Here is a 14,851-nt window from a genome sequence, read left to right on the forward strand (position 1 = left end):
ACCTTCCTTTGCGTGTTATTTAATGTGTATAACATTAATGTAGAATTAGTATAACACATTTACTCTTATAGTCTATACCGTTTCTTCATTTTTCGTTCGGGTTTTTTCTCGAAAGACAAGTTTAAATTTATTTCGGCCGATATTGACATAACAAGCCATTTTAAGATAAGATATTTCATTGAGCGGATACTCTTATCCCGAGCTGGTGGAGGGACAGGCCCAATGAAACCCAGCAACCGGTTTCTCTTATTAATGGAAAAAAACAGTTTCTGAGACAACTACGGTGCTAACCTGATGCAAGGTGTTCAATACCTTGAGCGATAAGAGTGAAAGGCACGCAATACCAGACCCTTTCCTCAGCGAATAGGAAAAGGTTTTTTTATTGCATAAATCGAGATACAATAATTGCTAAAAAAACTGCCTTCAGGAGGAAGGTACTCGGCGTTTTTCACAGGACGTGAAAGGTCTAGCCGGGCAGCCAGTCAGGAAAAATTCTGTTAAAGGGAATTATGACCTAGAATCTCGTCAAGAATAGCATATGGAAATTGTTTCAAAACGAGAGCGTATGAAGCCCGAGTATCGTCATATAATCAAGAGGGACGAGATCCGTATCATACTTAAGATCACGGCTGATCTTCATATACAGGAGGAAACATAAATGAGCAAAAACCGTCGGTTATTTACATCAGAGTCAGTTACGGAGGGACATCCGGACAAAATTTGCGACCAGATTTCGGATAGTATATTAGACGAAATTTTAAAGAAAGATCCGAATGCCCGCGTTGCCTGTGAAACATCTGTGACAACCGGATTGGTGCTGGTAAGCGGTGAAATCACGACGTCCACTTACGTCGATATTCCGAAAACAGTCCGCGAAACGATTAAAGAAATTGGCTACACACGTGCAAAATACGGTTTTGATGCCGAAACTTGCGCGGTCTTAACGTCTATAGATGAACAGTCTCCAGACATTGCAATGGGAGTCGATCAGGCGCTTGAAGCGCGTGAAGGAGCAATGAGCGACGCTGAAATTGAAGCGATCGGAGCCGGAGACCAAGGTTTAATGTTCGGTTTTGCCTGCAACGAAACAAAGGAGCTTATGCCTCTGCCGATTTCGCTTGCTCATAAATTGTCTCGCCGTTTGACAGAAGTCCGCAAAGAGGACATTCTGCCGTATCTGCGTCCGGACGGAAAGACACAGGTAACTGTTGAGTATGATGAGAACAACAAGCCGATTCGCATCGATACAATTGTCATTTCGACTCAGCATCACCCTGAGATTTCGCTTGAACAAATTCAGCGCAATCTGAAAGAGCACGTCATCAACCCGGTAGTGCCAAAAGAGCTGATCGATGAAAACACGAAGTACTTCATTAATCCTACGGGCCGTTTTGTTATCGGAGGACCGCAGGGAGATGCCGGTTTAACAGGACGCAAAATCATCGTTGACACCTATGGCGGATATGCCCGTCACGGCGGCGGAGCGTTTTCCGGTAAGGATGCGACAAAGGTTGACAGATCTGCAGCTTATGCCGCGAGATATGTGGCGAAAAATATCGTCGCCGCAGGCCTTGCTGATTCCTGTGAAGTGCAGCTTGCCTACGCGATCGGTGTCGCACAGCCGGTGTCCATTTCAATCGATACATTCGGTACAGGCAAAGCCAGTGAAGAAACATTGATCGAAGTGGTTCGCAAAAACTTTGATCTAAGACCTGCCGGCATTATTAAAATGCTCGATCTTCGCCGTCCGATTTACAAACAAACGGCAGCTTACGGACATTTCGGCCGCCTCGACCTCGATCTGCCTTGGGAGCGCACAGACAAAGCAGATCAGCTGAAGAAAGATGCATTAGGAGAATAACAACCGCATAGCCGCTTTCATAAGCGGCTTTGTTTTTCGATGGCAAAAAGCGGGCGGATGTGAAACGTTTTTCTTTAAACACTTGTCTAATCAAGAAGCAGACTTTGATTTCTGCACGAAATTTAAAAAATCGGAGGCAATACTATGTGTGGATTTGTAGGGGTATTCAATCATCGCCCATCATCCGAGACAGCAGCCCAGGAAGAACTGATTAAACAAATGAATGAAATGATTGTACACCGCGGTCCGGACGATGATGGGTACTATCATGATGAGCATGTAGGCTTCGGATTTAGAAGGCTCAGCATCATCGATGTGGAAAACGGAGGACAGCCTCTGTCTTATGAAGATGATTCCTATTGGATTATTTTTAATGGAGAAATCTATAACTATATAGAACTGAAAGACGAACTTATTTCAAAAGGATACGAGTTCAAAACCGATTCAGATACGGAAGTTTTGCTTGCGACTTACCGCCACTACAAACAGGAAGCCGCTTCAAAGCTGCGCGGAATGTTTGCTTTTTTAATCTGGGATAAAAAAGAACAGCTCCTATACGGAGCGCGCGATCCGTTCGGCATTAAGCCGCTCTATTTCACGAAAACGGACGGCCATGTTTATTTTGCGTCAGAAAGAAAGAGCCTGATGGCTGTTGATGCCGATTTGGAATTGAATGAAAAAGCGCTTCAGCAGTATACATCGTTCCAATTTGTACCGGAGCCTGAGACGCTTGACAAAAAGGTGCAAAAAGTAGAACCGGGCCATCAGTTTACTGTCCGCCCGGGCGAGGATATTCAATTTAAAACATACTGGAAAGTTCAATTCAAGCCTGTTCAGACCGAAGAAGACAAGCTTGTTCAGGAAGTAAGAGATGCGATCTTTGATTCCGTAAAAGTCCATATGCGAAGCGATGTGCCTGTAGGTTCCTTCCTTTCCGGAGGCATCGACTCTTCTTTTATCGTGTCGGTGGCGAAGCAATTCCATCCCAACTTAAAGACGTTCTCTGTCGGCTTTGAACATGAAGGCTTCAGCGAAGTTGACGTTGCGAAAGAAACCGCTGATAGGGTCGGCGTGGAAAACTTCAGCGCGATCATTTCCCCTGAGGAATATATGAACGAGCTTCCAAAGATCGTCTGGCATCTGGATGATCCGCTGGCAGACCCTGCTGCGATTCCTTTGTATTTTGTCGCGAAGGAAGCGAAGAAGCAAGTTACGGTTGTTTTGTCCGGAGAAGGAGCAGATGAGCTGTTCGGCGGTTACAATATTTACCGCGAGCCGCTTTCATTAAAGCCGTTTGAGCGAATTCCGTCCCCGCTGAAAAAGATGCTTCTGCATGTAGCGTCAGCGATGCCGGAAGGAATGAAAGGGAAAAGCTTTTTAATGAGGGGCTGTACGCCTCTTGAAGAGAGATATATCGGTAACGCAAAGATTTTTGAAGAAGGCATGAAATCAAAACTGCTTCGCCAGTATGACAGCAACCTCTCTTACTGTGACGTGACAAAGCCGTATTTTGAAGAAAGCAAGTCCTACAGCGAAATCAACAAAATGCAGTATGTCGATATCCACACATGGATGCGCGGCGACATTTTGCTGAAGGCCGACAAAATGACGATGGCCAATTCACTGGAACTCCGCGTTCCGTTTTTGGACAAAGTCGTATTTGAAGCGGCTTCCAAAATTCCGGAAGAGCTGAAAACGAAAAACGGCACGACAAAATATCTGCTTAGAAAAGCGGCGGAAGGCATCGTTCCAGATCATGTCTTAAACCGTAAAAAGCTAGGCTTCCCTGTGCCGATCCGCCACTGGCTGAAAAACGAAATGCATGACTGGGCCGTGAACATCATTAAAGAGAGCGACACAGACGCGTATATCCATAAAGATTACGTGCTTCAGCTTCTTGAAGACCACTGCGCCAACAAAGCGGATAACAGCCGCAAAATCTGGACGGTTCTCATCTTTATGATCTGGCACAGCATATTCGTTGAAAAGCGCTTTGTACCGGAAGAACTGAACCATCAGCCAAAAGAAGTCATTATCGTTTAAGCCAAAAAAGAAGGTTTTCGTTAATCGAAAACCTTCTTTTTTTATGCCGGTTTTTCAGCTGATAAATCTGCAAGCACATGTTCACATTCGGAGAGGAGATTGTCAAAGATCACGTCCCACGACTGGGTAAGGGCATAGCTTCTCGCTTCGTATGCCATCCGTTTTTTTAACGGCAGGTTGGAGAGGACGCGCAATATATTTGCGGTGAACGCCTCCGGATTTCTAGGTTCGGAAAGAAAACCGTTTCTTCCGTTTTGTATAAAGTCTTTCAGGCCGCCGGAATCTGCCCCGATAACAGGCGTCCCGCAGGCAAGCGCTTCAAGCGCGGAATTTCCGAAGGTTTCCGTCGGAGAAGGAAAGACGAACAAATCTGAGCTCGCATAAATGCTTGCCAGCTCTTCTCCTTTGACATAGCCGGCAAAAGTCATATTGAGGGGGGCTCGCTTCTCAAGCTCTTTTTTTAACGGGCCATCTCCCGCGATCAGCCAGTGGATGTCATCTTTCAAAGCGGGGTGACTTGCGATCTTGAGCAGCGTCTCCAAGTCTTTTTCAGGTGCAAGCCTTCCGACATAGCTGAGGATATAGGTTTCCTTTATGCCGTATCGCTTGCGGATGTGTTCGGTTTGATACGCGGGACTGAACAGCGAGCAGTCCACGCCGCGCTTCCAGATGGAGAGGTTCCTGAATTGTTTGGCTTTGAGCTGCATAAACGTTTCGCGCGAAGGGACGAAAACTTTTCGAAAATCTTTATGAAACCAGTGCATATATTTCCATAATAGTTTGGAAAACATTTGAAGATCATAATATGAAAGGTACTGGTCAAAATCGGTATGGTAAGAGCCTACGACGGGGATGTTCCATTTCTTCGCAAGCTTGAGCCCCGCCAGGCCGATATTAAAAGGAGTTGCGATGTGAATGAGATCGGGATTGAATTCGCGGAGTTCTGATTTCATTTTGATGAGATTAGGAAGAGCGATTCTGCACTCGGGGTATAAGAAGAACGGCATGCTCGTAAAACGGCTGATGCGGCTCGAAAATTGTGTTTCATGCGTGCTTTCCGGCGCAAATACTTTATAGGGTATCCCGTTTTTTTCAAGGTAATCCGTATACCTTTTCAGCGTTCTGGCGCAACCGTTCACATCCGGTGTGAACGTATCCGTAAATATCGCAATTTTCATCGTTTCCCCTCCTGTTGGTGATGTGAAAATCAGTGACGTTTTTGGAAGAAACGGCCGGCTTAGAAGATCATCGCCGACAAAGTTCCGACTGAAATCCCAAGGGCCGTGCCTGCCAGAACATCCGAAGGATAATGAAGACCGAGATAGATTCTGGAGAGCCCCACACTGATGCCTATCGGAATTAATAAAAGCGCGAGTATCGGAAAGAATATCATTAGCGGTGTAATGACAGAAAATGCCGCGGTCGTATGGCCGGATGGAAAAGAATGATCCTTGAGCGGATTTTGCAAAACCTGTGTTTCCTTTAGCGTTAAATACGGCCGCTTTCTCGGATACAGCTTTTTGATCAGCATGACTTGAAGGTGGCTGACCAAAAGGGCAAGGGCGCTGGCGATCCCCGCTGTACGAACACTTCCGGATCCGAACAGCAAGAGAGACAGGCAGGCGGAAATCGTGCAGAAAGCCCCTCCCAAATGTGTTGAGGAACGAAAGTAACGGTTGAGCGTTTTTTGGTGAAATAAGCTGTTCATACCGAGGAAAATCCGGCATTCAAAGTTGTAGATGCCGACCATCAGTTTATTCAAATGTCATAACCTCCTTTACATGAATGGCTGCTTCATGTTTATTGTAAAAAATGAATGTTTAGCAAATGATAAGTATTTGTAAAGATTTCGGAAAAGAAAAAAGCCGCAGACGCGTGCGGCCGAAAAGGTTATTGCTTAAATTATCGGTGGAAAAATGGTAAAGTTGTAGCAAAGCTAATCTTTTTTTTGCAAGGATTTGTAGTATTGTCCTTTTTCAATATATTCTTTGCGAATTCTTTCCATTTCCTGTTTATCTTTGTCGGTTAACGGGCGGATGACTTTAGCGGGCCTGCCGAAGGCGAGGTGCCCGGCCGGGATCTTTTTGCCAGGCGGGACAAGACTGCCTGCCCCGATAAAAGCGTCTTCCCCGACTTCCGCTTCGTCAAGAATAACCGACCCCATTCCGATAAGGGCATGCTTTCGTATCACGGAGCTGTGCAGTGTAACCTGATGGCCTACCGTCACACCGTCTTCAATCACGAGAGGACGTTCAGGGCTTTGGTGCAGACAGGAAAGGTCTTGAATGTTCACGCCTTTTCCGATCCTGACCGGGGCGACATCGCCGCGGATAACAGAAGAGAACCAGATGCTTGATTGCTCTCCGATTGTTACATCTCCGGTGATGACCGCGTTGTCGGCGATAAACGCCGTTTCATGAATAACGGGTTCCGTTTTTTTATAAGGGTAGATCATAGGTTTCATCCTTTCATTTATAAAATTGTGTGAGGTGGTCAGCATGTGGTGCATGGAAGCGGAAAGACCTGTTGCTTCAATCGTCATCATTCACGGTGCGTGTGAGCATCACGGGCGGTATAAATGGCTGTCCGAAATGTGGCGTTCATCCGGGTTTAATGTCGTGATAGGGGATTTGCCCGGACAGGGAACTTCGACAAGAGAAAGAGGACATATACGCTCGTTTCAAGAATATATTGATGAAGTGGACAAATGGGTCGCCAGGGCGAAAGCATTTGAACTGCCTGTGTTTATGCTCGGGCACAGCATGGGCGGCCTGATCGCGATCGAGTGGTTTAAGCAGCAGCAAAGCGGCATTGCCGGTCTCATTTTATCATCCCCTTGTCTCGGGCTGCAATTAAAGCCGAACAAATTTTTGGACTGGATTTCCAAAGGGCTCAACGTTTTGGCTCCGTCCATGCGGTTTGAATCCGGGATCACGCCTGATAAAGCGACGAGAAACAATGAAGTCATCGAAATGGACATCAACGATTCATTATATATCACAAAAGTTTCTGTCAGATGGTATCAAGAAATGTTAAAAGCGTTGAAAAGCGCGATGGAGCCGACGGACGCTTTTCTCAACATCCCGCTCTTTGTCATGCAGGCGGGCACAGACTGGCTTGTCGACAAAAAAATGGTCGTCAAGTGGTTTAACGAGCTTGCTTCTCACAATAAGACGTACAGGGAGTGGGAGGGCTTATACCACGAAATTTTCAATGAGCCTGAGCGGGAAGACGTTTTTAAAGCGGCGAGAGCGTTTGCGGAACAGTATATGACATAATGGAGGTGCATTCTTTGGCAGTACCGGAGCATCCTTTTGGATTAATGGCTAAAGTATACAGAGAGGTTTTTCCTCTTGTTCATCAGGAATTGGACAAGTGGAAACGAAAAGCTGAAACGATTCAAAATCCCGAGCTGAAAACGCAGGCGAAAGCCAGCATCAGGGATAAAACCTTTCACTGTGAAGGCGGCGGCATTATGGCCCTCCTTTCAGGCGACAAAATCGAGCAGTCGATCCGGTTTATTACGGCGTATCAGACGATAAGCGACTATCTCGACAATCTATGCGACCGGAGCACCTCGCTTGATCCGGATGATTTCACCATGCTTCATCAGTCGATGAAAGACGCGCTGACCGTCGGGGCTGAATTGAAGAACTATTACCGGTTCAGGGAAGACCAGGATGATCAGGGCTATTTGCACGACTTAGTGAAAACGTGCCAAGGCGTGCTTGCGGAAATTGAGAACTATGATCTGATCAAGCAGCACCTGCTTGAGCTTTGCAGCTACTACTGCGATCTGCAAGTTCATAAACACGTTGTGGAGCATGAGCGTGTTCCCCGGCTCGAAGCGTGGTTTGAGAAATATAAATCGGCCTTGCCGAAAATGGAATGGTACGAGTTCTCAGCCTGTGCGGGTTCAACGCTCGGCATCTTCTGTCTCGTCTCGTATTCCGTCCGTTCCGATTTTACTGAATCGATGGCCGGAAAGATCCGCGACAGCTATTTTCCGTACATACAGGGACTGCACATCCTGCTCGATTATTTAATTGACCAGGAGGAAGACTTAATCGGCGGAGATTTGAATTTCTGCACGTATTACCCATCGCATTCAGATATGATGGATAGGCTCGAATATTTCATCGAAATGGCGGATGAACATTTGCGCGGGATTCCGCACGAAAACTTTCACCGTTTGATCAACAGAGGTCTTCTGGGTGTTTATTTATCAGACGATAAGGTCGCGGGTCAAAAGGAAATCGGCCGGCTGGCGAAGCGCCTCATTAAAGCAAGCGGAAAAACTTCCTACTTCTTCTATATCAACGGAAGGGCCTACCGCAAAATTCAAAAAATGCCGTGGATGAAAAGTTCATAAAGAAAGCTCAAATCATTTGCTGATTTGAGCTTTTTTTTCAATGGCGATAATAAACGGAGGATCATTCCGCTGGTTTAAATATTGATAGCAGAGGACGCGCGCTTTATCCTGGTCAAGATTCGAGCAAAATTCGAGAAGGTCTTCCTTCTCTCTTTTTCCTTCCGGATGGCCGTGATAGACGACAAGCACGATCAGCCCTTCGTCTTTCAGGATGTGCAGCAGCTGCTCGATGCTCGAAATGGTTGACTCGCTTCTTGTTGTCACCGCTTTGTCTCCGCCCGGCAGATATCCGAGATTGAAGACGGCTGCCGATACACGGCCGATCGTTTCAGACGGAAGCGATTCAATCAGCTGATCGTGGCTTTTTTGAATCAGGGTGACGTTGCCGCGGTGCTTTTCTCCAAGCCTTTCCGCAGTATGGGTCAGCGCTTCTTCCTGGATATCAAAGGCATAGACATGTCCGCTTTCACCGACAAGTTCTGCTAAAAAGTGAGTATCATGTCCGTTTCCCATTGTCGCATCAATGACGATGTCTCCTTCGCCTGCGGCTGATTTCAGCAGTTCTTTCGCATACGGGAGGATCTTCTTGAGCTTCATGTGGCCATGCCTTCTTTCTCTTTGTTGAACCATTTCCCCTGATAGCTGCCGCGCCTTTCCAGTTCTCCATTGATGGCGTTTAAGACTTCCCATTTATTGACGCTCCACATCGGTCCGACCATCAATTCGATCGGTCCGTCACCCGTAATCCGGTGAATGATCATTTCCGGCGGAAGAATTTCAAGCTGATCGCAAACAAGCTGGACATAATCATCTTGAGAAAGGAATGTTAATTTGCCTTTTTCATACTGCTTCACCATTGGCGTTCCCTTTAACAGGTGGAGCAGATGGATTTTAATCCCCTGCACATCCAAGTCAGCGACCGCTTTTGCGGTTTCCATCATCATGCCGCGGTCTTCGAGAGGCAGCCCGTTAATGATGTGGGAGCAGACGCGGATACCGTGTTTCCTCAGCTTGTTCACGCCTTCCACATAGCAGTCGAAATCATGGGCGCGGTTGATCAAATCAGCCGTCCGTTCATGAACGGTCTGAAGGCCGAGTTCCACCCAGAGGTATGTGCGTTCATTAAGCTCGGCAAGATATTCGACAACATCGTCGGGAAGACAGTCCGGCCGGGTTGCGATAGAAAGGCCGACTACGCCGTCGAGGCCGAGGACCGTTTCGTATTTTTCGCGAAGAACGCTGACGGGAGCGTGCGTGTTCGTAAATGCCTGAAAGTACGCCATGTATTTGCCGTCTTTCCATTTTTCATGCATTCTGTCGCGCACTTCATTAAATTGGGTCAGCAGATCGTCGGCTCGGTTTCCCGCAAAGTCTCCGCTCCCTGCGGCGCTGCAAAATGTGCATCCGCCGTGTGCGACCGTGCCGTCGCGGTTCGGGCAGTCAAAGCCTCCGTCAAGGGCGACTTTAAACACTTTATGACCGAAATGATTTCTTAAATGATAATTCCATGTATGATATCGTTTTTCACTGTTTGTATATGGAAAAGGGTTGTACTGATGCAAACAAAAGGACCTCCTTTTAGTATCACGGCATCCTAAAATTGTAGCAAATAAACACGATAAGAACAAACCGATTCCCAATTATTTTCTTCAATGATCACGGCTGTGATGGTCAAACTAATCACGATGGATTTTTCCATTAAGGAGGGGTTTTCTTTGGCTACAAGACAATCCGTCGGAGAGCACATCCAAAGAAGCGAAGATGCTTATGATTATGCTTTATCTCAATTTGAAACTGCAAGCAGGCAGGAACATTACAATGAGACAGAGTACAGCCATGCGCAGCTGATGCTTGAAAACGCGGTTAACGAATTAAACAAGCTTTCGCTGTTTGCCAATGAGCAGCAAAGGGAGGAAATTCACCGCAAAAGGCTTCAGCTGCAAACCCTTCAAAACAATATGATTCTGCAGAGATCGTATGAAAGATGAACCCTTTTTGAAAGGGTTCATTTTTTTGAAAAAAGTGATTGACAAAAAAGGACGATGTATTTATTGTATTAGGTGTACTATATCGAGTAATACAATTAACACACACATGTAAAGGAGCAATACTCATGAGTGATAAACATAAAAAAGTAACGCCGATGGTGGTCGTGGCGTTTATCATTGCCTGTTCGTTCTTGTTTGTACTTGCGAAGCTGGGCTTTATAATTCAAGAAAATTTGGGATACGTATTTTTTTAAAAGTGAATGATCTGAGATTGAACGAGAAAGAAGGGAGATAGATGATTCAAATCGATCCGAGAAGCTCAACCCCGATCTATGAGCAGATCATCCAGCAAATGAAAGAGCTTTGCTTAAAAGGGATAATCAAGCCTGGAGATAAACTTCCTTCTGTCAGAGAGCTTGCAACTATTATCATTGCGAACCCGAACACTGTCAGCAAAGCCTATAAAGAACTTGAACGGGAAGGAATTATTGAAACGTTGAGGGGAAGAGGAACGTATATTTCTGAAAACGCGAAAGTTACGCTTGATGAAGGGAAGATTGCGATGATTAAAGAGCAGTTAAAGCAGCTGATCATCGATGCGCATTACGCCGGGATCGACACGAAAAAGCTGCAGGAGTGGATGGCGGAAATCGACGAAGAAGTGAGAGGAGGCGAAGTGAATGATTGAGCTCAAATCTGTGTCAAAAACGATTGAGGGAAAACAAATACTCAAAAACATCTCCTTTAAGCTTGAGGAAGGAGAGATTTTCGGGCTGCTCGGAAGAAACGGCTCAGGGAAAACGACGCTTCTCCGCCTGATTCAGCAAATCCTGCTGCCTGATGAGGGAGACATCTACTTCGGCAGCGTCAAGGTGAAGGACCATCCGCTCGTCAAGCGCAATATCGTCTATATGCCCGTTCAAAACACCTATTTCGAAAAATACAATTACAAACAGCTCGTCAATATTTTGCGCAACATTTATCCTGACTTTGATGTTACATACGCGAATGAATTAATGAACCGTTACGATATACCCGAAACAAAAAAGTACAGGGAATTGTCTACAGGATTGAAAAAGCAAATGTCGCTGATCTTGTCATTTGCAATCCGGCCGGCGGTCATCCTGCTCGATGAACCGACAGACGGCATTGATGCCGTCACAAGACAAGACGTTCTCCAGCTGATGGTCGATGAAGTGGCTGAAAACAACACGACGATTCTCATCACATCCCACCGGCTTGAGGATATTGAAAGAATGTGCAACCGAATCGGTTTTCTCGAAGACAATACATTGTCGAACATTATGGATCTTGATGAACTGAAAGGCGATTTTATTAAAATCCAAATGGCATTTGAAGAAGATGTCAATTTGAAAATCAGGGAAAGGGAAATCCCTGTTTTGGATCACACCGGCGTCTTTTATACGGTGTTGATTCCGAAAGAAGACGATGTGAGCAAACAATTTCTTAAAAGTTTGTCTCCGAAAGTTTGGAACGAGCTTCCGGTCAGTCTTGAGGAAGTATTCATCGCGAAGTATGGAGGTAAGCGAAGATGGTAGACCGCGGACTTTTATATAAAGAGTGGAAACAGCATTTTTGGATTTTTTTAGTTGTGTTTGCAGCGGTGATGCTGAGTGAACCGTTTTCGATTTTAAATGATTATTTTCAGTATCAAGGATGTCTTTCAGAACTGAAAAAATTTCCCGATATGGAGTGCGTTTTATATAAAAATTATGAGATAGGCGGGGCTATGAGAATGTTCTGGGTTGGCGGAGTCGCGCTTGCGCTAAGCCAGATCGGGTTTGAACGGAGCAGAGGAACGCTTGATTTCACACTAGGCCTTCCTTATAAGCGCGGCGTCATTTTCAATACGAAATATTTCTTCGGCATTTCAATTCTTTTAACAGCCCAGCTATTATCTTACTTGCTATCTTACGCTTTGATTATTTTGTATAAGGTTGATGTCATTCATTTTCATGAGTATTTTATCGGGTCGGTTATTTTCTGTTTTATGGTCTATTCGCTTGTCATGGCGGCGGGCACGATGACCGGCAATCCGCTGGCCCAGCTGATTGTTGCATTTTCAACTTCGATCCTGCCGTATTTGCTGATCGGGCTTCCGTTGGCCAACATTCGAATCATCCGGAGTTTCTTTGGAGATCACCCTGCTTTCTTTTATGGTGAAACAGAACTATTGGATTATATAACGCCGATCATGTACCTCAACCAATTCGGCAATCAATACGGCAGCCTGGCCTTTACGCTTATTCCGCTCGCCATGGGGATCTTGTTTTATATGATCGGCTACTTCTGCTTTATCAGACAGCAGATTGAACGGAACGGACATTTTTTCCTTTGGGGAAAAATGGACCGGCCAATCCAAATTCTCGTGATTTTATTTGGCATCTGGGGATTTGGCACAGCCTCTGGCTCAAGCCTGTTCAGCTATATCTTCGGTATGTTGATCGGTTCGGCAGTCGGGTTTTTAATCAGTTACTTCTTGATTTTTAAAAAAATAAAACAGCTGTAACCCATTATGGAGAGGAGATTTACAAATGATCAGTGTAGAGCATATTCACCACTCGTTTAAAGTCGGTAAAAAGGGGAGGGAAAATGAAATTAAAGTGTTAAAGGATGTCTCGCTTACCGTCGAAAAAGGCGAAATCGCCTGCATTGTCGGACGGAGCGGTTCCGGAAAATCGACGCTGTTGAACTTGATTTCCGGCTATATCGCCCCGACAGAAGGCAAGATCGTCATTGACGGCACGGATGTCACGAATTACGGCGAAAAAGAATGGGCGGCATTCAGGCTTGAACATTTCGGCTTCATCTTTCAAAGTTTTCAGCTGATTCCGAGCTTGACGACTTTCGAAAACATCGAACTGCCTCTGACTTTAAAAGGTGTTCAGCCGTCGGAGCGGAAGCAGCGCGTCAATGAGATGCTTCACCGCGTAGGCCTTGAAAACCACGCCGGCCACTATCCGAATGAGCTTTCAGGCGGACAGCAGCAGCGCGTCAGCATCGCCCGCGCTTTGATTTTGAATCCATCAATCATTTTAGCCGATGAACCGACCGGAAGCCTCGATTCCGAAACAGAGCAGGAAATCCTCGAATTCATTCGGCAGCTGAACAGGGAGCGCGGCATTACATTTGTCATCATCACGCACGATGACGAGGTGGCATCGATCGCCAATACGAAATTTCAATTATCTGACGGCGTGTTAGAGAAAGGGGAAGAGACTCTTGAAGTTTAAGGATCAGTTAAAGTTCATTAGAAGAAATATGAAGAAAAACCGCCTGCGTGTGTTTATGACCATTCTCGCAACAACGGTGGCCTGCGCGTTTTTAATCGTGCTCGCATCGGTCGGATTCGGACTGCAAAAATCGATGACTGAACAGCTGATGAAAGAACAGATTGTCACTGAAATTCAGGTTGTCGGAAAAGAAGGAAAGAGCGATCAGAAAGTTCAAAAGAAAGACTTGAAAGAGTTTGAAAATCGCAAAGATGTGTCCGCGATTATCGAGCGCACGCAGGTGTTCGCACCTGCTGAAGCAAAGTTGGGCAATAGGACCAACAATCAAATGTCGAATATCACGATTACTGACATGGCCGCTGAACAAAAAGCCAATATCAAACTCGATCGCGGCCGCGTAGCGAAAACACCGAATGAAATCGTCGTCGGCTACCATTTCGGGAAGAATCTCTGGACGAAAAAAGAAGCCCAAGATTATGAAAAACAGATGGAAAATAATGCGGAGGAAGTAAAAGAACCAAAAGGATACGCAGAAGATATTCTCGGCAAAACAATTGAATTAAAGATCTCAAAAATGGATGAAAAAACAGGAGAAGAAGGGAAAGCGAAAACATATGATCTGAAAGTTGTCGGAGTGACGAAAAAACCTTCTTATGAATGGGCAAGCGATTCAACAGTCTATGTCAGCAACGACATGCAAAAAGACATCACCGGATTTCTGAAGGCGGACAAAGACAACGGCACGATCGAAAAAAAGCTTTCGGTTTACGCGGATAATTTTGAACATGTCGGACAGCTGACAACAGATTTGGAGGATGAAGGCTACTACGTCGATTCAATAACGAAAAAACTCGAAAGCATCAATCTGTTTTTCATGGCTTTTAAAATCGGTCTGATCTTTGTCGGAGTCATTGCCGTTTTGATTTCAGCCATCGGGATTTTCAACACGATGACAATGGCGGTTACAGAACGGACGCAGGAAATCGGGATTATGAAAGCGATCGGGGCGAGCCCGAATGTGATCCGCCGAATGTTCCTGCTGGAAAGCGCCTATATCGGCATCTTAGGATCTGTTTTAGGTATTATCATTTCATACGGTGTCAGCTTTTTAGTGAACAAGATTATTCCTGTCATTTTATCATCGGTTTCAGAAGGAGAAGCAAGTGCTGCAGAGCTCAGCATCACCTTCTCGCATATTCCGGTCAGCCTTGTACTCATCGCCACCTTGATCAGTGCAGGCGTCGCCATTCTTTCAGGCCTGAATCCGGCCATTAAAGCGACAAGAACGAACGTGCTGACAGCATTAAGAAGAGAGCTTTAAGAAAAAAGCCGG

The 14,851-nt window shown here is 45.7% G+C and carries 15 protein-coding genes, 1 pseudogene and 1 riboswitch; of the genes and pseudogenes, 11 read left to right on the forward strand and 5 right to left on the reverse strand.

The window, feature by feature from the left end; translation table 11 throughout:
* The first annotated feature begins 189 nt into the window (after positions 1 to 189).
* A riboswitch (SAM riboswitch) is annotated at positions 190 to 327 on the forward strand.
* A gap of 331 nt (positions 328 to 658) precedes the next feature.
* Entirely contained in the window at positions 659 to 1,861 is a 1,203-nt protein-coding gene (gene metK / locus QMZ64_RS17830; protein ID WP_145608101.1) for a methionine adenosyltransferase, read from the forward strand.
* Between the two features lie 144 nt (positions 1,862 to 2,005).
* On the forward strand, positions 2,006 to 3,904 hold the full coding sequence (gene asnB / locus QMZ64_RS17835; protein WP_243944374.1) for an asparagine synthase (glutamine-hydrolyzing): 1,899 nt from the start codon (positions 2,006 to 2,008) through the stop codon (positions 3,902 to 3,904).
* Between the two features lie 41 nt (positions 3,905 to 3,945).
* On the opposite strand, the gene QMZ64_RS17840 is transcribed toward asnB, so the two are convergent.
* The 3 genes from QMZ64_RS17840 to QMZ64_RS17850 all read right to left on the reverse strand — a co-directional run bounded on the left by QMZ64_RS17840 (position 3,946) and on the right by QMZ64_RS17850 (position 6,359).
* A complete protein-coding gene (locus QMZ64_RS17840) occupies positions 3,946 to 5,082 on the reverse strand; it encodes a glycosyltransferase family 4 protein (RefSeq protein ID WP_265625868.1) in 1,137 nt (378 codons plus the stop codon).
* Between the two features lie 59 nt (positions 5,083 to 5,141).
* Entirely contained in the window at positions 5,142 to 5,666 is a 525-nt protein-coding gene (locus QMZ64_RS17845; protein ID WP_265625869.1) for a phosphatase PAP2 family protein, read from the reverse strand.
* Between the two features lie 174 nt (positions 5,667 to 5,840).
* The gene (locus tag QMZ64_RS17850) at positions 5,841 to 6,359 is read right to left on the reverse strand and encodes a gamma carbonic anhydrase (RefSeq protein WP_265625870.1); all 519 of its coding nucleotides are present in this window, start codon (positions 6,357 to 6,359) and stop codon (positions 5,841 to 5,843) included.
* Positions 6,360 to 6,402: 43 nt separating this feature from the next.
* On the opposite strand from QMZ64_RS17850, the gene QMZ64_RS17855 reads away from it, so the two are divergent.
* Positions 6,403 to 7,182: an alpha/beta hydrolase gene (locus QMZ64_RS17855; protein WP_265625871.1), complete on the forward strand. Its 780-nt coding sequence runs from the start codon at positions 6,403 to 6,405 to the stop codon at positions 7,180 to 7,182.
* A gap of 14 nt (positions 7,183 to 7,196) precedes the next feature.
* Positions 7,197 to 8,299 (forward strand): annotated as a pseudogene (locus QMZ64_RS17860) (tetraprenyl-beta-curcumene synthase family protein).
* Here the strand turns inward: QMZ64_RS17860 and mnmM are convergent.
* Positions 8,289 to 8,873: a tRNA 5-(aminomethyl)-2-thiouridylate-methyltransferase MnmM gene (gene mnmM, locus QMZ64_RS17865; RefSeq protein WP_265625872.1), complete on the reverse strand. Its 585-nt coding sequence runs from the start codon at positions 8,871 to 8,873 to the stop codon at positions 8,289 to 8,291. The pseudogene QMZ64_RS17860 and the gene mnmM sit on opposite strands and share 11 nt — an antisense overlap.
* Positions 8,870 to 9,838 carry a tRNA modification radical SAM protein MnmL/YtqA gene (mnmL, locus tag QMZ64_RS17870; protein ID WP_265625873.1) on the reverse strand — a complete coding sequence of 323 codons (969 nt, stop codon included), beginning with the start codon at positions 9,836 to 9,838 and terminating at the stop codon, positions 8,870 to 8,872. Before mnmL ends, mnmM begins: the two co-directional genes overlap by 4 nt.
* A 153-nt stretch (positions 9,839 to 9,991) precedes the next feature.
* Between mnmL and QMZ64_RS17875 the strand changes: the two genes are divergently transcribed.
* The 7 genes from QMZ64_RS17875 (at position 9,992) to QMZ64_RS17905 (ending at position 14,839) form a co-directional block, all read left to right on the forward strand.
* Complete coding sequence (locus QMZ64_RS17875) at positions 9,992 to 10,264, forward strand: YtzC family protein (protein WP_265625874.1); 273 nt, start codon at positions 9,992 to 9,994, stop codon at positions 10,262 to 10,264.
* Between the two features lie 125 nt (positions 10,265 to 10,389).
* The gene (locus QMZ64_RS17880) at positions 10,390 to 10,518 is read left to right on the forward strand and encodes a hypothetical protein (RefSeq protein WP_256164402.1); all 129 of its coding nucleotides are present in this window, start codon (positions 10,390 to 10,392) and stop codon (positions 10,516 to 10,518) included.
* Between the two features lie 41 nt (positions 10,519 to 10,559).
* Positions 10,560 to 10,952, forward strand: coding sequence for a GntR family transcriptional regulator (locus QMZ64_RS17885; protein WP_003184565.1), 393 nt, complete (start codon positions 10,560 to 10,562; stop codon positions 10,950 to 10,952).
* The gene (locus QMZ64_RS17890; RefSeq protein ID WP_075751881.1) at positions 10,945 to 11,823 is read left to right on the forward strand and encodes an ATP-binding cassette domain-containing protein; all 879 of its coding nucleotides are present in this window, start codon (positions 10,945 to 10,947) and stop codon (positions 11,821 to 11,823) included. The genes QMZ64_RS17885 and QMZ64_RS17890 overlap by 8 nt, the downstream gene beginning before the upstream one ends.
* Entirely contained in the window at positions 11,817 to 12,794 is a 978-nt protein-coding gene (locus QMZ64_RS17895) for a permease (RefSeq protein WP_265625876.1), read from the forward strand. The genes QMZ64_RS17890 and QMZ64_RS17895 overlap by 7 nt, the downstream gene beginning before the upstream one ends.
* Before the next feature lie 25 nt (positions 12,795 to 12,819).
* Positions 12,820 to 13,518: an ABC transporter ATP-binding protein gene (locus QMZ64_RS17900; RefSeq protein WP_265625877.1), complete on the forward strand. Its 699-nt coding sequence runs from the start codon at positions 12,820 to 12,822 to the stop codon at positions 13,516 to 13,518.
* Complete coding sequence (locus tag QMZ64_RS17905; RefSeq protein ID WP_265625878.1) at positions 13,508 to 14,839, forward strand: ABC transporter permease; 1,332 nt, start codon at positions 13,508 to 13,510, stop codon at positions 14,837 to 14,839. The genes QMZ64_RS17900 and QMZ64_RS17905 overlap by 11 nt, the downstream gene beginning before the upstream one ends.
* Positions 14,840 to 14,851 lie beyond the last annotated feature (12 nt).

The sequence above is a fragment of the Bacillus sp. LB7 genome (assembly GCF_030449715.1).
Classification (GTDB): domain Bacteria; phylum Bacillota; class Bacilli; order Bacillales; family Bacillaceae; genus Bacillus; species Bacillus paralicheniformis.